Source organism: Sulfitobacter sp. 1A13421, assembly GCF_043557285.1.
GTDB classification, from domain to species: domain Bacteria; phylum Pseudomonadota; class Alphaproteobacteria; order Rhodobacterales; family Rhodobacteraceae; genus Sulfitobacter; species Sulfitobacter faviae.
In genome coordinates this window covers 187174-209239 of sequence record NZ_JBIFFQ010000001.1, presented here as the reverse complement: position 1 = coordinate 209239, position 22066 = coordinate 187174, and the positions used below count along the sequence as shown (strand labels likewise).

The 22066-nt window shown below is 63.8% G+C and carries 19 protein-coding genes and 1 riboswitch; of the genes, 15 read left to right on the top strand and 4 right to left on the bottom strand.

Annotated elements, in window-relative coordinates; all coding sequences use genetic code 11:
- Nucleotides 1-12 precede the first annotated feature (12 nt).
- Nucleotides 13-498 (bottom strand): MgtC/SapB family protein, encoded by a 486-nt coding sequence (locus tag ACGYLI_RS01035; RefSeq protein WP_394402772.1) that lies wholly within the window; start codon nt 496-498, stop codon nt 13-15.
- A 63-nt stretch (nt 499-561) separates the two neighbouring features.
- On the opposite strand from ACGYLI_RS01035, the gene ACGYLI_RS01030 reads away from it, so the two are divergent.
- From ACGYLI_RS01030 to ACGYLI_RS01005, 6 genes are all read left to right on the top strand, one after another.
- Entirely contained in the window at nt 562-1464 is a 903-nt protein-coding gene (locus ACGYLI_RS01030; protein ID WP_394416433.1) for a DMT family transporter, read from the top strand.
- A gap of 10 nt (nt 1465-1474) precedes the next feature.
- The gene (locus ACGYLI_RS01025) at nt 1475-2080 is read left to right on the top strand and encodes an inner membrane-spanning protein YciB (protein ID WP_209217881.1); all 606 of its coding nucleotides are present in this window, start codon (nt 1475-1477) and stop codon (nt 2078-2080) included.
- A gap of 62 nt (nt 2081-2142) precedes the next feature.
- A riboswitch (SAM riboswitch) is annotated at nt 2143-2219 on the top strand.
- 64 nt (nt 2220-2283) lie between these two features.
- Nucleotides 2284-3474 carry an O-succinylhomoserine sulfhydrylase gene (gene metZ / locus ACGYLI_RS01020; RefSeq protein WP_394416431.1) on the top strand — a complete coding sequence of 397 codons (1191 nt, stop codon included), beginning with the start codon at nt 2284-2286 and terminating at the stop codon, nt 3472-3474.
- A gap of 77 nt (nt 3475-3551) precedes the next feature.
- Nucleotides 3552-4643 carry a GTP cyclohydrolase FolE2 gene (gene folE2, locus ACGYLI_RS01015; protein ID WP_394416429.1) on the top strand — a complete coding sequence of 364 codons (1092 nt, stop codon included), beginning with the start codon at nt 3552-3554 and terminating at the stop codon, nt 4641-4643.
- Between the two features lie 215 nt (nt 4644-4858).
- The gene (locus ACGYLI_RS01010) at nt 4859-5107 is read left to right on the top strand and encodes a hypothetical protein (protein ID WP_394416427.1); all 249 of its coding nucleotides are present in this window, start codon (nt 4859-4861) and stop codon (nt 5105-5107) included.
- A gap of 81 nt (nt 5108-5188) precedes the next feature.
- The gene (locus ACGYLI_RS01005) at nt 5189-6637 is read left to right on the top strand and encodes a TrkH family potassium uptake protein (RefSeq protein WP_394412012.1); all 1449 of its coding nucleotides are present in this window, start codon (nt 5189-5191) and stop codon (nt 6635-6637) included.
- A 67-nt stretch (nt 6638-6704) separates the two neighbouring features.
- Here the strand turns inward: ACGYLI_RS01005 and ACGYLI_RS01000 are convergent, their stop codons facing one another.
- A complete protein-coding gene (locus ACGYLI_RS01000; RefSeq protein WP_394416425.1) occupies nt 6705-8555 on the bottom strand; it encodes a serine protease in 1851 nt (616 codons plus the stop codon).
- A 155-nt stretch (nt 8556-8710) separates the two neighbouring features.
- Between ACGYLI_RS01000 and ACGYLI_RS00995 the strand changes: the two genes are divergently transcribed.
- From ACGYLI_RS00995 to glmM, 9 genes are all read left to right on the top strand, one after another.
- Nucleotides 8711-9658: a glycine--tRNA ligase subunit alpha gene (locus tag ACGYLI_RS00995; protein WP_271687775.1), complete on the top strand. Its 948-nt coding sequence runs from the start codon at nt 8711-8713 to the stop codon at nt 9656-9658.
- The gene (locus ACGYLI_RS00990; protein WP_394416423.1) at nt 9655-10170 is read left to right on the top strand and encodes a DUF6446 family protein; all 516 of its coding nucleotides are present in this window, start codon (nt 9655-9657) and stop codon (nt 10168-10170) included. Before ACGYLI_RS00995 ends, ACGYLI_RS00990 begins: the two co-directional genes overlap by 4 nt.
- A gap of 81 nt (nt 10171-10251) precedes the next feature.
- Nucleotides 10252-11067 (top strand): DUF1206 domain-containing protein, encoded by an 816-nt coding sequence (locus ACGYLI_RS00985; protein ID WP_394416421.1) that lies wholly within the window; start codon nt 10252-10254, stop codon nt 11065-11067.
- Nucleotides 11068-11159: 92 nt separating this feature from the next.
- Complete coding sequence (glyS, locus tag ACGYLI_RS00980; RefSeq protein ID WP_394416419.1) at nt 11160-13247, top strand: glycine--tRNA ligase subunit beta; 2088 nt, start codon at nt 11160-11162, stop codon at nt 13245-13247.
- Between the two features lie 74 nt (nt 13248-13321).
- Complete coding sequence (ppdK, locus tag ACGYLI_RS00975; RefSeq protein WP_209217889.1) at nt 13322-15859, top strand: pyruvate, phosphate dikinase; 2538 nt, start codon at nt 13322-13324, stop codon at nt 15857-15859.
- A 129-nt stretch (nt 15860-15988) separates the two neighbouring features.
- Nucleotides 15989-16630, top strand: a complete 642-nt coding sequence (locus tag ACGYLI_RS00970; RefSeq protein ID WP_067262593.1) for a cell wall hydrolase — start codon at nt 15989-15991, stop codon at nt 16628-16630.
- 106 nt (nt 16631-16736) lie between these two features.
- Nucleotides 16737-17663: a dihydroneopterin aldolase gene (locus ACGYLI_RS00965; protein WP_394416416.1), complete on the top strand. Its 927-nt coding sequence runs from the start codon at nt 16737-16739 to the stop codon at nt 17661-17663.
- The gene (gene folP / locus ACGYLI_RS00960) at nt 17663-18670 is read left to right on the top strand and encodes a dihydropteroate synthase (protein ID WP_394416414.1); all 1008 of its coding nucleotides are present in this window, start codon (nt 17663-17665) and stop codon (nt 18668-18670) included. The genes ACGYLI_RS00965 and folP overlap by 1 nt, the downstream gene beginning before the upstream one ends.
- A gap of 2 nt (nt 18671-18672) precedes the next feature.
- Nucleotides 18673-20019: a phosphoglucosamine mutase gene (gene glmM / locus ACGYLI_RS00955; protein WP_394416412.1), complete on the top strand. Its 1347-nt coding sequence runs from the start codon at nt 18673-18675 to the stop codon at nt 20017-20019.
- Between the two features lie 6 nt (nt 20020-20025).
- On the opposite strand, the gene ACGYLI_RS00950 is transcribed toward glmM, so the two are convergent.
- Complete coding sequence (locus tag ACGYLI_RS00950; RefSeq protein ID WP_394416410.1) at nt 20026-20946, bottom strand: DMT family transporter; 921 nt, start codon at nt 20944-20946, stop codon at nt 20026-20028.
- A gap of 77 nt (nt 20947-21023) precedes the next feature.
- Nucleotides 21024-22046: a ketol-acid reductoisomerase gene (gene ilvC, locus ACGYLI_RS00945; protein ID WP_067622701.1), complete on the bottom strand. Its 1023-nt coding sequence runs from the start codon at nt 22044-22046 to the stop codon at nt 21024-21026.
- Between the last annotated feature and the right edge of the window lie 20 nt (nt 22047-22066).

Genomic DNA, 22066 nt, shown 5'->3' with positions numbered 1-22066 from the left:
CGGCGGCTCCGTTCAGTCATGGGTGCCAAGCTTTCGTTCGATCCAGCGCAGAACGGTGAGAACCAGCACCACGACCCCTGCGGTCAGACAGGCCAGCAGGATTTGCCCCGCGCCGCAGGACAGGCCGATGGCCCCGGCCAGCCACATCGACGCGCCGGTGGTGATGTTGCGCACCTCGCCGTTCGAGGTGAAAATGATCCCCGCCGCGAGGAAGGCGACACCTGCGGTCACCGCCTCAATGAGGCGCAATGGATCGAAGCGCATTTGGTCGCCATCACCAAACTCCAGACTGCCAAGCTCTTGCCCGATGATGATGAAGAGACAGGCGGCGATGGCCACCATGATATGGGTCCGCAGCCCCGCAGGCTTGTCGCGCCGCTCGCGCTCATATCCGACGATACCCGCGAGAAAGGCGGCCATGAGCAGCCGCGCCGCGGCCACGGTAACCGGCACTTTCGAAAAACTGTGGGTGAGATCGGCGATCAGGCTTTCAAACATGGAAATTCCGTTGGTGCTAAAGGCTTTGAAGTATAAACCTCTCGCCGCGGTGGTGGTTCCGGGATGACCGATTGGATCCTGTCGATCGAAGGCACCCCCGCGGGCCATACCGCGGCCCTGTGGCTGGCGCTTTCGGCAGCCTTCCTGCACGCGGTTTTCGGCGCGCTGCAAAAGGGGCGGCATGATCCTTGGCTCACGCGCGGGGCGATCGATGTCTCTTATGGCGTGATGGCGGCCCCCTTTGCGCTTTTCGTCGTGCCATGGCCCGAGCCGCATATGTGGGTGATCTTCCTCGGCGCTTTCGTGATCCATGTGATCTACAAGCTGTTGCAGGCATGGGCCTATACCAAGGGCGCCTATACGGTGGTCTACCCGGTGGTGCGCGGCACGGGGCCGCTCTTTGCCGTGGTCGGCGCATATTTGATCTTTGGTGAGCGGTTCAACACGGTGCAATGGCTTGGCGTGGCGGTGCTGCTAAGTGGCATCTTCGGCCTTGCTCTTTATAACCTGCGCAATCTGGTCGCCGCGCGCGATACGCTGCACGCAGCGCTCGGGCTGGCGGTGCTGACGGGCTTGTTCGTGGCGCTTTACACCACATATGACGCATACGGCATCCGCGCCACGGCGGATCCTTTCACCTTCCTTGCATGGTTTTTCATGGTCGACGGGTTGGTGATGCCGGTGATCGCATGGCGGCGCTGGCACGCGATGGAGAACCCGCCCGAGGTGGCGCCGCTGATGCTGCGCGGCTTTATCGGCGGGATCATCGCTTTTGCGAGTTTCGGGTCGGTCATGCTGGCCACGCGGCTCGACAAGGTGGGCGAGGCGGCGGTGCTGCGCGAGACCTCGACCGTCTTTGCCGCGCTGATCGGGGTGCTGGTGCTGAAAGAAACCGTCGGCCCGCGCCGCATCGCGCTGATGGCGCTGATCGCAGCCGGGGCGGTGATTGTTGAAATGGGCGGCTGAAGGAACAGGCATGTCAGAACCAAGAGAGATCAACCCAATGCTGCGGGCAGGCTTGGAATACGGGCCGGTCTTGGCCTTCCTAGTGGCCTATCTGTGGCTCAAGGATAACACCTACACTTTCGGCGGGACGGAGTATGACGGCTTTATCGTCGTCACCGCGATGTTCGTGCCGCTGCTGGTACTCTCGACCGGCGCGCTTTGGGCGCTGACGGGCAAGCTCAGCCGGATGCAGGTCGCCACCGTGGTGCTGGTGGTGATCTTTGGCGGGCTGTCGGTCTGGCTGAACGACGACCGCTTCTTCAAGATGAAGCCGACGCTGATCTATGTGCTTTTCGGCGGCCTTTTGGCCGTCGGCCTGCTGCGCGGGCAGTCCTATCTGAAATACGTCATGGAAGAGATGATGCCCCTGCGCGATGAGGGCTGGATGCTGCTGACCAAACGGCTGATGTATTTCTTCTTTGGTCTGGCGCTGGCGAATGAGGTGATCTGGCGGTTCTTTTCGACTGACACTTGGGTTTACTTTAAAACCTTCGGCCTGACGGCGGCGATTTTCGTTTTCTTCATGGCGCAGGGCAAATTGTTCGAAGCCTACGGCGAAAAGAAAGACCAAGGCTGATCCGCTCAAATTTAACGAAGGCCCCGCGCGAAACTGTTGACCTGTAGCGTCGCGCGGCGTAATCCACCCCGCGTGGCGATTTGTTACCGGATTGTGGGCCACGTTAAACATGCCGCTAAAAGGTCAGGATGAAAGACCCCTTTCGCTTGGCCGCGTCTGGGGTTTTTTTATGCCCGCGAGGTCGGGCCGGAAGGATGAGAGAGATGAGCAACGACCGTCACGCGCGCACCCAAGCGATCCACGCAGGCACCCGCCGCAGCCAATATGGCGAGGTGAGCGAAGCGATCTACCTGACCCAAGGTTTCGTCTATGACAGCGCCGAACAGGCCGAGGCGCGTTTCGAAGAGATCGGCCCGGATGAGTTCATCTATGCCCGCTATGGCAACCCCACGGTCGCCATGTTCGAGGACCGCATCGCCACTTTGGAAGGGGCCGAAGATGCCTTTGCCACCGCCAGCGGCATGGCGGCGGTCTCGGGCGCGCTGATCTCGATGCTAAAGGCGGGCGATCATGTCGTCTCGGCCCGGGCGCTATTCGGGTCTTGTATCTATGTGCTGGAAGAGATCCTTGGCCGCTACGGGGTAGAGGTCACTTTCGTCGACGGCAGCGACCTCTCCGCTTGGGAGGGCGCGATCCGCGAGGACACCCGCGCGGTCTTCTTCGAATCCGTGGCCAACCCCACGCTTGAAGTGATCGACATCGAGGCCGTGGCCAAGCTTGCCCATGCCAGGGGCGCGCTAGTGGTGGTCGACAATGTCTTTGCCACGCCGGTCTTTTCGCGCGCAATCTCGCAGGGCGCGGATGTGGTGGTCTATTCTGCGACCAAACATATCGACGGGCAGGGTCGTGCGCTTGGCGGTGTGGTGCTGGGCAGCCGCGAGTTCATCCGCGGCACGCTTGAGCCTTACATGAAACACACCGGCGGCTCGATGAGCCCGTTCACCGCATGGATCATGCTCAAAGGGTTGGAGACCATCGACCTGCGGGTGCGGGCGCAGGCGGCCAGCGCACAGGAATTGGCCGAGGCGCTGGACGGTCACGCGGCATTGGCGCGGGTGCTTTACCCGGGCCTTGCGGGCCATGCGCAGAACGCGCTGGCGATGCGCCAGATGGGGGCAGGGGGCACGGTGCTGTCCATCGACCTCAAGGGCGGCAAGGCGGCGGCTTTCGCTTTCCTGAATGCGTTGCAGGTGGGGGTGATCTCAAACAACCTTGGCGACGCCAAGACCATCGTCACCCATCCGGCCACCACCACCCACCAACGTCTGCCGCAGGACACCAAAGACCTTCTGGGCATCACGCCGGGACTGGTGCGGATCAGCGTGGGGCTGGAATATAGCGGCGATCTCAAGGCTGATCTAATGCAAGCCTTGGATGCGGCGGCGCAAGCCTGACCTGATGTGTCGCGGGCGCGGTGGCATTTCGGCCCCGCGCATCATACATTGAGAGCGACAGACCGGAGGGCCGCGCAATGAACATCGTGACTGAGATGTCCGAGATACCGGACCGGGAGGCGGCGCAATCCGCGCTCGCCACGCTGCGCGCTTGGGCCGAAACGGCCACCCCGGCCGAGATTGCGGCGCTGGACCCGGCCATGGCCCGGATGCTGGCCCCCGCCGAATATCCCGCCCTTAGCCGCGCCTATCCCGAAGATTTCACGGCGGGCGACAACTACCGCGCCAGCTTGCCGGATCTGCAAAACGGCCCCTCCAGCCTGATCCGCGGCGCGCAGCAGTTGATCCAGCATGTCGGCATCTCGAACTTTCGGCTGCCGATCCGCTATCGCAGCCGCGAGGGCGGGGATCTGCGGCTTGAGACCTCGGTCACCGGCACAGTCTCGCTCGATGCGGAGAAAAAGGGCATCAACATGTCCCGCATCATGCGCAGCTTCTACCGCCATGCAGAGGCGACCTTTAGCTTTGAGGTGATCGAAGCGGCGCTGGACGATTACAAAGCCGATCTGGAAAGCTTGGATGCGCGAATTCAGATGCGCTTTTCCTTCCCGATGAAGATCGGCAGCCTGCGCTCGGGCCTCACGGGCTATCAGTATTACGACATCGCGCTGGAGTTGGTCGAACAGAACGGAGAGCGCAAGAAGATCGTGCATCTCGACTATGTCTATTCCAGCACCTGCCCCTGTTCGCTGGAACTGAGCGAACACGCGCGCCAGACCCGCGGGCAACTGGCGACGCCGCACTCGCAACGCTCCGTCGCACGGATATCGGTCGAGACGCGGGACGAGGGCGATTGCCTGTGGTTCGAAGACCTGATCGAGATTTGCCGCCGTGCCGTGCCGACCGAGACGCAGGTCATGGTCAAACGCGAAGACGAACAGGCGTTCGCCGAGCTTAACGCCGCCAATCCGATCTTTGTTGAGGATGCCGCGCGGCTGTTTTGCGAACAGCTTTTGGCCGATGGCAGGGTGGGCGATTTCCGCATCGTCGCCAGCCATCAAGAAAGCCTGCACAGCCACGATGCGATCAGCGTGCTGACCCAAGGTGAGACCTTTGCCGCGCAGAGCATCGACCCCAAGCTTTTCAACACGCTCTTCCACGTCGGCTGACCCCGGACGGCGCGGCAATCGCGCATTGGTTGTTCGCAGCCCGCGCCGCGCCCCTTTGCGGGGCATTCCGCCTGTCTTAGCGCGGAAATGGTGAATGTCGCCCTGTCAGCCCTGCAAGTCCCGACCAGCGGCTATGCGAAAACGTCGGTTCTGCTGCGGCGCAGCATTGCCTATCTAACGGTCATCGAAATACTGGAAATTGCAAAGGCAATCAGATGACCTACCAGAGCACTGCTCACCCCGCCCACTCCGTCTCTCCCCTCGAAGGGCTGCGGCGCGCCGGCGCCGGTCTGCGCGGCTTTTTCGCGGGGATCGGCCATGGCATCATGATGGGCTCCACCGCCCAACGCCGTTTTGAGCAGGTCCAAAGCCTGCAAGCGAAAAGCGACGAAGACCTGTCCGCCATGGGCATCAAGCGTGACGACATCGTTCACCACGTTTTCAAAGACCTCTACTACATCTAAGACGACACGGACCGGGGCCAAATCGCGCCCCGGTCCCGTCTCGGCTTGACAGCGACGAGCGGCCAAGCCAACGCTGCGCGCATGTTGGATATACGACCTGTCGGATATGTCGTGGGCCTTTTGGTGGCCGTGCTCGGCCTTGCCATGATCATCCCGATCTTGGTCGATCTGGCCGAAGGCCGGGGGCAGTGGTGGGTCTTCGTCGAAAGCGCGCTGATCACGACGCTGGGTGGCGGTATGATCGCCCTCGCCAGCGCCAATGGAGTCCGTGAAGGGCTCACCATTCAACAGACATTCATGCTGACCACCGGCGTCTGGCTGATGCTGCCGCTCTTCGGGGCCTTGCCCTTCGTGCTTGGCGCGACCGAGGCCAGCGTGACCGACGCGATGTTCGAGGCGATGTCGGGGCTGACGACCACCGGGGCCACGGTGCTGACCGGGTTGGAAGACCTGCCCAAAGGTCTGCTGATCTGGCGCGGTATTCTGCAATGGCTGGGCGGCATCGGTATCGTCGTTGTCGCCATGGTCTTCCTGCCTGAGTTGCGGGTCGGTGGTATGCAGATCTTCAAATCCGAATCCTTTGACACTTTCGGGAAAATCCTGCCCCGCGCGGGGCAGATCGCAACGCAGATTTCGGTGATCTACCTCTGGCTCACGCTGGCCTGCATGCTGAGCTATCTGGCCCTTGGGATGACCACCTTTGACGCGACCGTACATGCGCTGACCACGGTCTCAACGGGTGGTTTTTCCAACTACGATGCCTCCTTCAGCACTTTCTCCGGCCCCGCCGAATATGTTGCCGCGATTTTCATGATCCTCGCGGCGCTGCCCTTCGTACGCTATGTGCAGCTGATCAACGGCAACCCCGTGGCCCTGCACCGCGACCCGCAGGTGCGCGGCTTTTTTATGACGATGACCTTTCTGGTGGTGATCGTCTTTTTCGTTCTGCGCAGCGGCACGACCTATGAATCCGAGCGGGTTTTGCGCGAAGCGCTGTTCAACATCACCTCGATCATCTCGGGCACCGGCTATGCCTCGGCGGACTATATGCAATGGGGCAGCTTTGCCGTGGCGCTGTTCTTTTTCATCGGTCTGATCGGCGGCTGCGCGGGCTCGACCACCTGTTCGATCAAGATCTTCCGCTATCAACTGCTCTTTGCGTCGATCCGCGCGCAGCTGCGGCGGATCCGTTCGCCCCACGGTGTCTTTACCCCGCGCTACGATGGCCGCCCGGTTGGGGCGGACGTGCTAAGCTCGGTGATGTCCTTCTTCATGTTCTTCGTCGTTTCGCTCGGCCTGATCTCGGTCGCGCTGAGCCTCACGGGGTTGGATTTCGTCACCTCGGTTTCGGGGGCGGCGGCGGCGCTGGCGAACATCGGCCCGGGGTTGGGAGAGATCATCGGCCCGGCGGGGAATTTCAGCAGCCTTAATGACACGGCGAAGTGGATATTGATCATCGCCATGTGGATCGGACGGCTGGAGCTGATGGCGGTCTACGTCATGTTCACCGCCAAGTTCTGGCGCGCTTGAAACGTAAAAGGGCGGCGCTGATGGCACCGCCCTTTGTCTTTGTCGCTAGGGGCTGAGCCCCCCCGCGTTATTCCCAGCAGCTGACCAAGACGGTCATGCCCTGCGCGCGCAGCGTCAGGTCGCGCGGCGCGATCGGGCCTGTGGCCCCCTGCGCCTGTTTGCTGCCCAGCCCGGCATCCTGCGCTGCCTTGAGGATCACATCACCATCGAGCGCAAAGCTCACGTCTTCGGGCAGTTTGCGGTCCGCTTCCATCTGGGGCAGCAACATGCCCACGACGTGGCCATTCTCGTCAAAGACCGGCCCCCCGGCATCGCCGGGCTGGGCCTTGACCGAGAGGCGCTTGAGGGTCTCATCCCCGTTCAGCCCCTTGAGGTCCGACAGCGCGCCAAAGGTCAGTGTCGCGGCGCTCAGCACGCCTTCGTAGGAGTAGCCCGCGACGGAGATTTCCGATTGCAGGCGCGGGGCCGCGTTGCTGAACTGGGCCACGGCCAGCGGGGCGAGGCGGCTTTCGGGTTTGAGCAGTGCAAGGCCGCGCGCCTCATCGGTGGCGACCACCGTGGCGTCGGTATCGGCGTCCAGCGTCACCCGCCCGCAAGAGGCCACGACTTCGCTGGTGGTGACGACCGCGCCATTGCCATCGATGAAAAAGCCGCTGCGGGCGATCTTGGGCTGGCGGATCTGCAAACCGGCGACCAGATCAATCGCCTGCGCATCGCTATTGCCAGCGGCGGCGTCGAGCACGCCGGGCAGGCGGGTCAGGCTTTTGGACATCTCGGCCACCACGCGGCGGCGGCGGTCTTCGTCCCCGGCGGGCCAGATCAGGGTGAAGCCCTTGATCTGTCCGTTCTCCAGCGAGACCTGCGTTTGGCTGATGATGCTGCCGTTCTCGCCGATCAACTCGAAGGAGTTGCGCTTGCGCTCGCGCGGACCATCCAAGGGGACGATCTCAAGCGTTTGCATGATGTCGTAGAGGCCGTAGAGCGTATCCTGATTGCCCGGCTGGCTGATCAACAACACCCGCGCGCCGATGTTGCCGCTGCTGTCGTAATGGGCGAAAGGCGGCTCGTAGCGGGCGAAGTCGACCTCGGCGGTGGGCATCATGATCTCGATCCCGGCCTTCTCGTCGCGCACCAGTTGCAGGCCGAGCCCGTCGAGCACGGCGTTATACTGTGCCATCAGCGCAGCGCGCTGGCGCGTGGTCAGCACACCGGTCTGCTCATAGCTGTTGGCGCCTTGCCACGCGCGCATGGAGGCACGGGTGCCACGGCCAAAGGCACCGTCAATCGCGGCGTCGTAAAAACCCGCCCATTGCAGGGCGATTTGCAGGTCTTTGCGCTCCTGCGCCGAAAGGGCGCGTTCCGAGCGGCGCGCTTCTGCTGGGGTTTCATCCGGTTCCGGCGGCGTGGGGGCCGGGGCGGTCTCGGCCTCTGCGGCTTCGGTTTCATCCTCCGTCCCTGCGGGATCAAGCGGGGTTGTCGTGACATCGGGGGTGCTGCTGCCTACGGCGGCTTCCTCTGGCGCAACGCCATCCACGCCCACGGGGACGTCGATCACGCCGGTTTCCAGAACGTTGTCACCGACGGGCCAAAATTGCTGCTGGAACCGGCTGGACTGCTGAATGAAGCTGTCGCGCGGTACCAGACCGTCGCGGACATAGCTGCGCAGCACCAGTTCCGCATCCTCGCGCCGGTAGGGGCCCACGGCGATGCCGTACCAACCGCCGCCCAAGGCAAAGCCATTCACGTCATCCAACAGGGTCTCATAGGCGCGCGCCCGATCCGTGGCCTCGGCCAAGGACGGCTGCGCCTCGATCTGAACCCAAACGACATCCTCTGGCGATTGCGCCCGCGCAAGGCCCGCCCAGGTCAGGCTCAGGGCCAAGAAGATCGCCACGGGGGCAGGTAGAATTCGCTTCATCGTCACTCAACTCTCGCAAAACCAAATCCGAGCCAGATTACGCCGGAAAGCGGCGCGAATGCCATGCAAAAGGGGGCGAAATTCTGATAAAGCTGTGATTGACCCCCATGGTTTGCAGACGTAGGAAAGGCGCGCATCATTAAGGGGCAATCACCATGTCTGACGCAGCGCAGAAACCACGCTCTTTCCAAGAGATCATCCTTGCTTTGCAGAGCTATTGGGCGCGGCAGGGCTGCGCGGTGCTGCAACCCTACGACATGGAAGTGGGCGCGGGCACCTTTCACCCGGCCACCACGCTGCGCAGCCTTGGCACGCAGCCTTGGGCTGCGGCCTATGTTCAGCCCTCGCGCCGCCCCACGGATGGGCGCTATGGTGAGAACCCGAACCGTTTGCAGCATTACTACCAGTATCAAGTGCTGATCAAACCCAGCCCCCCCAATCTGCAAGACCTGTACCTCGGCTCGCTCGAAGCCATCGGCATCGACATGGCGCTGCATGACATCCGCTTTGTCGAAGACGATTGGGAAAGCCCGACGCTCGGCGCTTGGGGTCTGGGCTGGGAAGTCTGGTGCGACGGCATGGAAGTGTCGCAGTTCACCTATTTCCAGCAGGTCGGCGGGCATGACTGCCACCCCGTCTCGGGCGAGCTGACCTACGGGCTGGAACGTCTGGCGATGTATGTGCTGGGCGTCGACCACGTCATGGACATGCCCTTCAACAGCCCCGACGCGCCGATCCCGCTGACCTACGGCGACGTGTTCAAACAGACCGAAGAGGAATTCGCGCGCTGGAACTTCGACACGGCCAATACCGAGGTGCTGCTCGATCAGTTCAATGAGGCTGAGGCGCATTGCAAATTCATCCTCGAACAGCCCGCCGAAGACCCCAAGACCGGCAAGCGCATCGTCATGGCGCATCCAGCCTATGACCAATGCATCAAGGCGAGCCATATCTTCAACCTGCTCGACGCGCGCGGCGTGATCTCGGTCACCGAGCGGCAGGCCTATATTGGGCGGGTGCGGGCGCTGGCCAAGCAATGCGCGGACGCCTTCGTGCAGACCCGTGCGGGTGGCTGGACGCCCGAGGCGGACAGCGCGGCATGAGCGGCAAGATTGTTGGCATCGTGATCCTTCTTTCAGCAGCGATCGCCGGTGCGGCGCTCTATTACCTTCAGATCTACGGCTTTTACCACGATGTGCCCGAGGCCAAGGTCGAACTCGTCTCTCTGACGACGGAGGAGCCGGAGGAGATCGCGGCGAACAACCTACAGGCCATCGACGCCGACAGTTCCCCGATCCGGTTTCGCGCCTGTTTCGAGCATGACATCAGCCTCGCCATGGCGACCGAGACCTATGAGATGACCGACCATACCGATCCGCGCAACGCGCCGGGCTGGTTCGATTGTTTCGACGCCCCCGCCATCGGGGCCGAGATCGAGGCGGGCAGCGCGCTGACCTTCCTCGGCGGCAAAAATGTGCACTACGGCGTCGACCGGATCGTGGCGCTGACCGACGACGGGCGCGGCTATATCTGGCATGAGCTGAACGACTGCGGTGAGAAGTCCTATGACGGCACCGTGGTGGGCGAGGCCTGCCCGGAACGCCCCGCCGACTGATCTTATCCCCGCGCGCGGACCCTTTCGGCGGAACCTTTTGACGCTGCCGAACGCTTGTCCCCACATAGAACGGGGGCGAAAATGTCAGAGAAAACACATGAGGGGCTGAAATGGGTGATGCGCGCGGGCTATGGCGCGCGCGGGGTGATCTATGCGATCATCGGGGGGCTGGCGCTTTTGGCCGCTCTGAAACGCACCCAAGCCTCGGGTACGAAAGACGCCCTCGCGGCGCTGCGGGATGAGCCCTATGGCATCCCCGCGCTATTTGCCATCGGCATCGGGCTGCTTGCCTATCTGGTCTGGCGTGTGGCTGCGGGCGTGAGGGATGTCGAAGACCACGGCACCGACGCCAAGGGGCTGATCGCGCGGCTGGGGCAGATCACGACCGGGCTGATCCACGGCGGCATCGGCGTCTCGGTTCTCGCTCTGGCGCTGAGTGGCAAGAACTCCGGCGGCAGTTCCGCGCAGGACTGGACGCAAAAGCTGATGGCCATGCCCGCCGGGCGCTATATCGTGGCCGCGGGGGCGCTGATCCTGCTGGGCGCGGGGATTTACTACGCCTACAAAGGGCTGAGTGGTAAGTATAAGGGCCATCTGGCGCGCACCCATTTCACCGAAAGCATCGACCCCGTCGTGAAAATCGGCCTTGTCATCTATGGCGGCATTCTGGCGCTCGTCGCCTTTTCGCTTGGCTATGCGGCGCTTACGGCCAATCCCGAACAGGCGGGCGGTCTGGGCGAGGCGCTGCAAGACCTGCGCGGCATGGCCTTCGGGCGCTTCCTTCTGGGCGGGGCCGGGCTGGGGCTGATCGGTTTCGCGGTCTATAACTTCGTCGAGGCGGGCTACCGCGTGGTGCCGAAATTCTCCGACCCGGATATCCGCACCTTGTTGGATTAAACGCGGGGCGGGGGGCTAGACCCTCCGCCTAGCACTCGTTATCCAAGCCCCCGATGAGACGCCGCCGTCGCGGCAAGAATTGGGGGCCGCCCGTGCCAGATCTGCTGATTGAACTTTTTTCCGAAGAAATTCCCGCGCGGATGCAGAAACGCGCGGGCGAAGACCTGCAAAAGCTGGTGACCAACGGTCTGGTCGAGGCCGGTCTGACCTATGGCTCCGCGGCCGTTTTCACCACCCCGCGCCGGTTGACGCTGGCGCTTGGCGACATGCTTGCCGCCAGCCCCCGACAGGTGGAAGAGCGCAAGGGCCCCAAAGCCGACGCGCCCGAGAAAGCCATCGAAGGCTTTTTGCGCGGCGCAGGTCTGACGCGCGACCAGCTTGAGGAACGCGAGACCCCCAAGGGCAAAGTGCTTTTTGCCAAGATCGAGAAGCCGGGCCGCCCCGCCGCCGAGATCGTGGCCGAGGTGCTGGAGCAGACCATCCGCAACTTCCCTTGGCCCAAGTCCATGCGGTGGGGCAGTGGTAGCCTGAAATGGGTCCGCCCGCTCCATTCCATCCTCTGCGTCATCAGCGACGAGGCCGGGGCCGAGGTGGTGCCGCTGACCATCGACGGGATCACCGCCAGGAACACCACGCGCGGGCACCGTTTCCTCGCCCCCGACGAGATCGAGGTATCGGGTTTCGAGGATTATCAGGACAAGCTCAGCCGCGCCTTTGTCGTGCTCGACCCCGCCGCGCGGGCTGATACGATCTGGCATGACGCCACCAATCTCGCCTTTGCCGCCGGGTTGGAAGTGGTCGAAGACGCGGGTCTTCTGGCTGAGGTTGCCGGGCTGGTCGAATACCCCGTCGTGCTGATGGGCCGCATCGGCGAGGATTTCCTCGGCCTGCCGCCCGAGGTTCTGCAAACCTCGATGAAAGAGCATCAGAAGTTCTTCTCGGTCCGCAATCCGAAGTCGGGGCAGATCGAGCGGTTCGTCACCGTCGCCAACCGCACCACCGCCGACGAAGGTGCCACGATCCTCGCCGGGAACGAAAAGGTGCTGGGCGCGCGGCTCTCGGATGCCAAGTTCTTCTGGGACAACGACCTGCGCACCGTGACCACCGGCGCGGGCATGGAGACTTGGGTCAAGGCGCTGGAAAACGTGACCTTTCACAACAAACTCGGCACGCAGGCCGAGTTGATCGACCGCATGGCCACCCTCTCGCGCGAGTTGGCGCCGCTGGTCGGTGCTGACGCCGACGAGGCCGAAAAGGCTGCCCGCGTCGCTAAGGCCGACCTCAGCTCCGAGATGGTCTATGAATTCCCCGAGTTGCAGGGCCTGATGGGCAGCTATTACGCACGCAAGGCGGGGATGTCGGATGCCGTGGCCGATGCGGCCAAAGACCATTACGCGCCGCTCGGGCCATCCGATGACGTGCCGACCGCGCCGGTTTCCATCGCCGTGGCAATGGCCGAGAAGATCGACAAGCTCACCGGCTTCTGGGCGATTGATGAGAAACCGACCGGAAGCAAGGACCCCTTCGCGCTGCGCCGTGCGGCTTTGGGTGTGATCCGGATTTTGGTGGAGAATGATGTGTCGCTGTCGCTGAACGACGTGCTGGGCCAAAGCGCCGAGATCGTCGGCGACCGTGACGCGGGCCGGGCCGATACCGCCGACATTCTGGGCTTCATCCACGACCGCCTGAAAGTCTACCTGCGCGACCAAGGCATCCGCCACGACGTCATCGACGCCTGCATCGCCATGGACGGCAGCGACGATCTCACCCTGCTGGTCAAACGCGCCCGTGCCCTGTCGGAAACGCTCAAAACCGACGATGGCGAAAACCTGATCCAAGGCTTCAAACGCGCCAACAACATCCTCAGCCAAGCCGAAGAGGCCGACGGCGTGGAATACTCCTTTGGCGCCGATCCGAAGTTTGCCGAGACGGAGGCCGAAAAAGACCTCTTCGCCGCACTCGACAAGGCCGAGGCCAAGATCACCCCGGCAATGGCGGCGCAGGATTTCTCGACCGCGATGGCGGCCATGGCGGAATTGCGCGGGCCGATCGATGCCTTCTTTGAGGCGGTACAGGTCAACGCCGAGAACCCCACGGTGCGGCGCAACCGGCTTAATCTGCTGAGCCGCATCCGCACGATCTGTAGCGCCGTGGCGGACTTGACCAAACTGGACGGCTGACCCCAGAGGGGGCGAGATCCCTTGCCCCTTCTGCCTCAACCCCTATGCTGCACCGGAACGATTAAGGTGCCGCAGTGCAGAACGACCCCCATACCACGCTGGTGACCCCCACCGCGCCGATTGCCAATACCACCCACGGCGGGCGGGCCAAATGTTTGCAACGTCTCGTGCGGCTCGACCTGCCGGTGCCGCGGACCATCGCGCTGTCCTTCGACGCGGTGCAGCAGATCGCGCGGGGCCAGATGCCCGACGTGCAGGCGGTGGTCGATCAGTTCCCGAAGGGCGCGCTGCTTTGCGTGCGGCCCTCCAGCCAAGACCCCGATTGGGGCGGGCCGGGGGCGGTGCTGAACATCGGGATCAATGACGCGCTCTTTGAAAGCTACGCAGGCACCATTGGCGAAGGGCCAGCGGCGGCGCTTTATTCGCGTTTCGTGCAGTCCTATGCGGTCAATGTGGCCCGTCTCGACCCGGATATGTTCGACGATGTGAACGGCGATGGCCGCGCGGCGCTGATGGAATCCCTGCGCGCCTATGAGGCCGAGACCGAAGAGCGTTTCCCCCAAGACCCGGCAACGCAACTGGCGGCGGTGCTGCGCTCCATGGCGCGGGCGTGGAACGGCACCTCGGCGCGGCTGCTGCGGCAGGCCAAGGGCGCGCCTGCGGATGCGGGGCTGGGGCTGGTGGTGCAAGAGATGGCCTTTGGCGTGGGGCAGGGGCAATGCGGCTCGGGCGTGTTGCAACTGGTCGACAGCGACACCGGCCTGCCGCAGATCACCGGGCGCTATCTGAGCCAGAGCCAAGGCCGCGATGCGCTCGAAGGCGATGCGGCGGCGATGTATCTCACCCGCGATCCGCGCGGGCCATCGCTCGAAGAATTGGTGCCCGAAGCCTTTGCCGAGTTGAAGGATCACGCGGCGCTGATGCGCAAGAGGCTGCGGGCCGAGATGCAGGTCGAGTTTGTGATCGATCAGGGCAAGCTGCATATCTTGGACGGTGTGAAGGTCGCGCGGTCCTCCCGTGCGGCGGTGCGCATCGCCGTGGCGCTGGCCGATGAGGGGATCATCAGCCGCGAGGAAGCACTCATGCGGGTGCAGCCGCGCACGCTGTCGGAACTGCTCCACCGCCAAGTCGACCCAAGCGCCAAGCGTGACGTGATCGGGCGCGGCATCGCCGCCAGCCCCGGCGCGGCGACCGGGCGGATCGTCTTTTCCGCCAGTGACGCGCAGGCCAGCGCCGCACGCGGCGAGCCTTGCATCCTCGTCCGGCGAGAGACGTCGCCCGAGGATATTCGCGGCATGCATGCCGCCGCCGCCGTGCTGACTGAACGCGGCGGCATCACCAGCCATGCGGCGGTGATCGGGCGCGGCATGGGGCTGCCTTGCGTGGTTGGTGCCTCGAACATGCGCTTTGTGGTGACCCAACGGCAGATCATCGCCCCCGACGGGCGGGTCTTTGTCGAAGGCGATCAAGTTACCGTCGATGGCTCCACCGGGCAGGTGCTGGCGGGGGCGGCCAAGATGCAGGAGGCCGCGCTTGACGATACCTTCAACCGCCTGATGGGCTGGGCCGAGGATGTGGCCGATATCGGCATTCGCGCCAATGCCGACACGCCGACCGACGCGCAAACCGCGCGCAACTTCAACGCCCATGGCATCGGGCTGTGCCGGACCGAGCATATGTTTTTCGAGCCCGGTCGCCTGACCGTGATGCGCGAGATGATCTTTGCCGAAAGCGGGGAGGACCGCCGCGCGGTGCTGGAACGCCTGCTGCCCATGCAGCGCGAGGATTTTACCCAGCTTTTCCGTATCATGCAGGGCCAGCCGGTCTGCATTCGTCTGTTCGACCCGCCGTTGCACGAATTCCTGCCCTCCGACAAAGCCGGGCAGCGCGAATTGGCCGAGGCGCTTGGCCTGCAAATGTCCGACGTGACGCGCCGCGTGGCGGCGATGACGGAGTATAACCCGATGCTGGGCCTGCGCGGCGTGCGTTTGGGGGTCACGGTGCCCGAGATCTATGAGATGCAGGCACGCGCCATTTTCGAGGCCACTATTGAGGCCAGCCGCGATGGCGAGCCGGTGGTGCCCGAGATCATGATCCCGCTGGTCAGCGCCCGGCGCGAGGTGGAACTGGTGAAAGCCAGCGTTGATGCCGTGGCCGCCGCTGTGCGCAGCGAGCGTGACGCGAGCTTTACCTACCGCCTTGGCGTCATGGTGGAGACCCCGCGCGCCTGTCTGCGCGCCGATGATATCGCGCCGCATTGCGCCTTCCTCAGTTTCGGGACCAACGACCTGACGCAGATGACCTATGGCCTCTCGCGCGACGATGCGGGGCGGTTCATGTCGAACTATGTCCAACAGGGGGTCTATCCCGAGGATCCCTTCCATGTGCTCGACACCGATGGGGTCGGCGAATTGCTGCAACTCGGGGCGGAAAGAGGGCGCAAGGCGCAGCCCGGAATCACCCTTTCCATCTGTGGGGAGCATGGCGGTAACCCCGAATCCATCGCCTTTTGCCGCGAATCGGGGTTCGATTATGTTTCCTGTTCGCCATTTCGCGTACCAGTTGCACGTTTGGCTGCCGCCCAACTCGCCATTGCCCACAAGATCGGGTAGGGGCGGCGGGCTCCGGCCCAACTTATACCATAATTCGGCGAGTTTCTGCACATAACGTCTGGTTGGGTTTACCGCCGGGAACCTTTTGGCTATCCGCCCCGCAGCCCTAACAATGATGCGAGGCGCATAATGCGTTTTATCCGGTCGATCTCTTTTGCTCTTTCCATGGCGCTGTGCAGCAGCCCGCTGGCGGTTCAGGCCAGCTCTGAAAGTGCGAGCGATCTTGCGCAGATTGAAATTCAAGGTCTGAAGTCCGCCGGTGCGGCGCGGCTTCAGGAGATGGTCGCACAGCCCGTGTCGGCCAGCGAGACAGATGTGAAATTCTCCACGGCTTGGATCGACAGCCAGCCCAAGGCCGAAGGCAACGCCGAGTTGCAGTGCCTTGCCGAAGCGCTCTATTTCGAGGCGCGGGGCGAGACGGTCAAAGGCCAGTTCGCCGTGGCCGAAGTGATCATGAACCGCGTGAAATCCGCCCGTTTCCCCGGCACGCTTTGCGGCGTGATCAACCAAGGGACCGGGCGCAAGTATCAGTGCCAGTTCACCTACACCTGCGACGGCCACAAAGAGGTCATCAATGAACCGCGCGCTTTTGCCCGTGTCTCGAAAGTCGCGCGTGCGATCATCGACGGCAGCGCGCCGAAGCTGACCAATGGCGCGACCCACTATCACACCACTGCCGTGAACCCCAATTGGGCGCGGGTCTATACCAAGACCGCGCGGATCGGGCAGCACCTCTTCTATCGCCACACATGGAAGACTGCCTCGAACTGAGGGGCGGGATGTGCCTTCGGGTGCTGGCCTGCCGCCGGTGGGCCTGCTAAATGTGCATCGAAGCGCCCCCGGTGGGGCCATTACCCTGATCCGATAGGCGCTGCCGATGTCCGACGACGAAATTCGACTTGCCTTTGCCCACCCTTCCGAGCGGGCAGAGACGATGGCCGGCCCCGAGCCGCGTGATCGTATCTCGCTCCGCGATCACATCGTCGAGGTTGAGATCGGTGCCTTTCAGGCCGAGCGGGACGTGACCCAGCGGGTCTGTTTCAACGTGGTGGTCGAGGTGGCCCCCCTGACGGGTGTGGTGGACGACGATGTCGACCGTATCCTATCCTACGACCGCGTGACCGAAGCCATCGCCGCCGAGCTTGCCGCCGAACGGCTCAACCTTTTGGAAACGCTGGCCGAACGGGTCGCCGACCGTATCTTGATTGAGCCGCAGGCGATGCGGGTCTTCGTGCGGATCGAAAAGCTTGACCGGGGCCCCGGTGCACTTGGGGTCGAAATCGTGCGCGCGCGGGAGGAGGCGGCAGCGCATGATGCGGCCCAAGAGGCCCCGCAGCCGCGCGTGGTATACCTCTCCAATGCGGCGATTTCCTCGACGCGTTTGCCGGGATGGCTGGATCAATTGGAAGCGGCGTCGGAGCCGGTGATCCTCTGCGTTGGCCCCTCGGACATTGCCGTGCCACAGGCCGAGGATGAGAAAGCGCAGCGCCACATTGACCTCTTGGCGATCGAACAGAACGCTTGGATGCTTTCAACCCGCGATCCGCGGGGCGCGGTGGTCGGCAGCCGGACGGAGTTGGATTGGGCGATGAAAAACGGCCAGATCAGCATCTGGGCGCCTGCGCGGATCGTGCTCGACGCAGTGGACGGCCCCACCGCCCCGCCAAGCGCGGCACCCGCCTTGGCCGCATGGTTCGCCAAAAGTTCATCGGCCTGCGAATTGGTCTTGATCGGCGCGGAGCGGCCCGAGGGCGCGAAACTGCCGCTACGCCTGCTTGATGTCGACTGCGCGGAGATCCTGTGATGACCGAGTACCATCGCCCCTTGGTTCAGATCGGCCCCGCACGGCCCGAAGGCGCGCTAACCCTCGCGAGCGGTTGGGGCTGGTTCACCCATGTTGAGCTCTTGTCGCGGGGGCAGAGGCCGCGCGTGATCCCGGCAGATGCGCTCCCCTCCGCCGCGCGCGATGCCCTCACCGCGCCGCGCCCGGCCATCGCGGGGTTAAGTTTCGACCGCCCCCGCGTGATGGGCATCCTCAACGCCACGCCTGACAGTTTCTCAGACGGGGGCCGCCATGCCGATCCGCAGGTCGCGGTCGCGGCGGGGGCGGCGATGCGGGCGGCGGGGGTCGATATGCTCGACATCGGCGGGGAGTCCACCCGCCCGGGCGCGGAGACGGTGCCGGAGGAGGAAGAAATTGCGCGTGTCCGGCCGGTGATCGAAGGGCTGCGGGCCGCCGGGGAAGGGGCGATCAGCATCGACACCCGCAAAGCCGCTGTGGCCAAAGCCGCCGTGGCGGCGGGGGCGGTTCTGGTCAATGACGTGGCAGGGCTGACCTTCGACCCGGCGCTTGCGCCCTTCTGCGCGGCGCGGGGGCTGCCGGTCTGTGTGATGCACGCCCAAGGCGACCCGGCCACGATGCAGCGCGACCCGCGCTATGAGGACGTGCTGCTCGATGTCTATGACTATCTGGCCGAGCGGATCGCGGCGCTTGAGGCGCAGGGCATCCCGCGCGCAAACATCATCGCCGATCCGGGCATCGGCTTTGGCAAGACGCTGGAGCACAACCTTGCGCTGCTCGCGCGGCTGAGCCTGTTCCACAGCCTCGGGGCGCCGATCTTGCTCGGTGCGTCGCGTAAACGTTTCATCGGCACGATCGGCGGCGGCGCGGCGGGGGAAGATCGCGCGCCCGGCTCTATCGCGGTGGCCCTGGCGGCACTGAACCACGGGGTCCAAGTCTTGCGTGTCCACGATGTGGCGCAAACCATTCAATCCATTTTACTTTATCGGTCGGTACTGGCAGGAAAATAGATATGACAAAGCTTTTTGGTACAGACGGCGTGCGGGGCACCGCCAATATTCACCCCATGACCGCCGACATGGCGCTGCGCATCGGTGCCGCCGTCGGGCGCTATTTCCGGCGTGAGAAGAGCGGCGTGCACCGTGTGGTCATCGGCAAGGACACGCGGCTGTCGGGCTATATGTTTGAAAACGCGCTGACCGCGGGCCTTACCAGCACCGGCATGAACGTGTTGCTGCTGGGGCCGGTGCCGACACCGGCGGTGGGGCTTTTGACGCGCTCCATGCGGGCCGATCTGGGGGTGATGATCTCGGCCAGCCACAACCCGGCCAGCGACAATGGCATCAAGTTCTTCGGCCCGGATGGGTTCAAACTCTCCGATCAGGTCGAGCAGGAAATCGAAGCGCTGGTCGCCGAGGGGGTCGAGCCATCGGCGCCGGATCAGATTGGCCGGGCCAAGCGGATCGACGACAGCCGCTTTCGCTATATCGAACGGGTGAAATCCTCTTTCCCGCGGCAGATGCGCCTTGACGGGTTGAAGGTGGTGATCGACTGCGCCCATGGCGCGGCCTACCATGTGGCGCCGATGGCGCTGTGGGAGTTGGGGGCGAATGTGATCCCCGTGGGCGTGGACCCGAACGGGTTCAACATCAACGATGGCTGCGGTTCCACCCAGCCGCAATCGGCGGCGGAGGCCGTGGTGGCCAATGGCGCCGATGTGGGCATCTGCCTTGATGGCGACGCTGACCGGGTGATCCTGATCGATCAGAATGGCCGCATTGGCGACGGCGATCAGTTCATGGCGCTGATGGCCGCGCGTTGGGCCGACGAGGAGCGTCTTGCGGGCAAGGCGCTCGTCGCCACGGTGATGAGCAATCTGGGGCTGGAGCGTTTCCTGAACGACCGTGGTGTGCGGCTGGAGCGGACCGGCGTCGGCGACCGCTATGTGGTGGAGCGGATGCGCGAAGGGGGCTTCAACCTCGGGGGGGAGCAGTCGGGCCATATCGTGATGACCGACTATGCGACCACGGGCGACGGGTTGATGGCTGGGATGCAGTTTCTGGCCGAGATGGTCCGCTCGGGCAAGCCCGCCTCGGAGTTGCTTTACCAATTCGACCCGGTGCCGCAGCTGCTGGAAAACGTGCGCTTCTCCGCCGGGCAGACCCCGCTGGAAGACGCGCAGGTCAAAGCCGCCATCGCGCAGGCAGAGGCCGATCTGGCGCAGGGTGGGCGGCTGTTGATCCGCAAATCGGGCACGGAACCCTTGGTGCGCGTCATGGCCGAACATGAGGACGCGGCACTGATGGAGCGTGCGGTCGATAGCGTGGTCGAGGCGGTGAATACGGCGGTGGGCAGCTAAGCTGTTCTACCCGCGCTGGAACAACCGTTTCAGCGCGCCGTATTGGCTGAGCCCGACCCCCGCAAGGATCAGCGCCATCGCGTAAAGCAACGACATTGGCAGCGGCTCTGACAGCACCAGCGCGCCCAGCAGGACCGACCACACCGGCACTTGGTAGTTCACCAGTGACATGAAGACCGGCCCTGCGGTGCGCACCACATAGACCCGCAGAAACGCCGCGCCGGCGGTGGGGATCAGACCGAGAAAGGCCAGCACGGCCAGTATCTTGGGCGCGGGCAGGGGCGGCGGGCCCTCGCTGAGGAAGGCGGCGGGCAGCATGACTACGGCACCGATCAGCATCAACACCGTCCCCAGCCCAATCGGATCCACCGAAGGCAGCCGCCGCATGAGGATCGAGCTGACCGCATAGCAAGAGGCCGCTGCGACGCAGGCCATCCGCCCCGCCGTTTCCATCGCAGCGCCGGTGCTCTCAAAAGCTTGCCCGCCGATCAACACGACGACGCCGACGAAGCCGATGACAAAGCCGCCGACCTTGCGCGGGGTCATGCGCTCCCCCGGCAGCAGGAAATGGGCCATGGGTAGGACGATCAGTGCCACGGAAGCCATGGTCACACCGGCGAAGCCCGAGGTCACATATTGCTGCCCCCAAGCGAGCAGCGAAAAGGGCAGGGCCGAGCTGATGATGCCGATGGTCACCAGCACGAGGATGTCGGAGGCCGAGGGGCGCGCGGTGAAGAGCGCGAACCCCCGCAGGGCCCAGAGCGCCAGCATCACCACCGCCGCCAACCCGATCCGCGAGGCGGCGAGCCAGAAGGGCGTGATCCCGGTGAGCGCCACTTCGGTAAAAAGAAAGGTGCCCCCCCAAACAAACCCCAAAAGGGCGATCAGCAGCCAGCTTGTCAGCGTGATTTGAGGCGTGGTGTTCATCGGGGCTCCGGCGTAAAGGCAAAGACCCCGGCGCGAGGCCGGGGTCGATGTCGTCTTATCTTTGGGGGAGATTTGGCTCAGTTCTTGGCCTTGTCCACCATCTTGCCTGCGGAAATCCACGGCATCATCTCACGCAGCTTGGCGCCGACCTGTTCGATGCGGTGCTCGTCGTTGATGCGACGGGTCGCCTTGAAGGACGGCTGGCCAACAGCGTTTTCCTGCATGAAGTCACGCACGAATTTACCGTTCTGGATGTCCGTCAGCACGTCTTTCATGCGCTTCTTGGTTTCATCGTAAGGCAGGATGCGCGGGCCGGAGACATATTCGCCGTATTCCGCAGTGTTCGAGATCGAGTAGTTCATGTTGGCGATGCCGCCTTCGTAGATCAGGTCCACGATCAGTTTCACCTCGTGCAGACATTCGAAATAGGCCATCTCGGGGGCGTAGCCCGCCTCGACCAGTGTCTCAAAGCCCATGCGGATCAGTTCGACCAGACCACCGCAGAGCACGGCCTGCTCGCCGAAGAGGTCGGTCTCGCATTCCTCGCGGAAGTTGGTCTCGATGATGCCGGAGCGGCCGCCGCCGATGGCGGAGCAATAGGAGAGGCCGATTTCCAGCGCTTTGCCGGAGGCGTCTTTGTCCACGGCCACGAGGCAGGGCACGCCGCCGCCTTTGGTGTATTCGCCGCGCACGGTGTGGCCAGGGCCTTTGGGGGCCATCATGATCACGTCGACGCCTTCTTTCGGCTCGATCAGGCCGAAGTGGACGTTCAGACCGTGGGCAAAGGCAATGGCGGCACCTTCGCGGATGTTGTCATGCACGTATTTCTTGTAAGTTTCGGCCTGAAGTTCATCGGGCATGGTGAACATGATCAGGTCGGCCCAGGCCGCGGCCTCGGCGATGCCCATGACCTTGAGGCCTTCGCCCTCGGCCTTGGCGGCGGAAGCGGAACCTTCGCGCAGGGCGACGACGAGGTTCTTGGCACCCGAATCGCGCAGGTTCAGCGCGTGAGCGTGGCCTTGGGAGCCGTAGCCGAGGATCGCCACCTTCTTGTCCTTGATGAGGTTCACGTCGCAGTCGCGGTCGTAGTAAACGCGCATGATCTTGTCCTTTGGTTTGT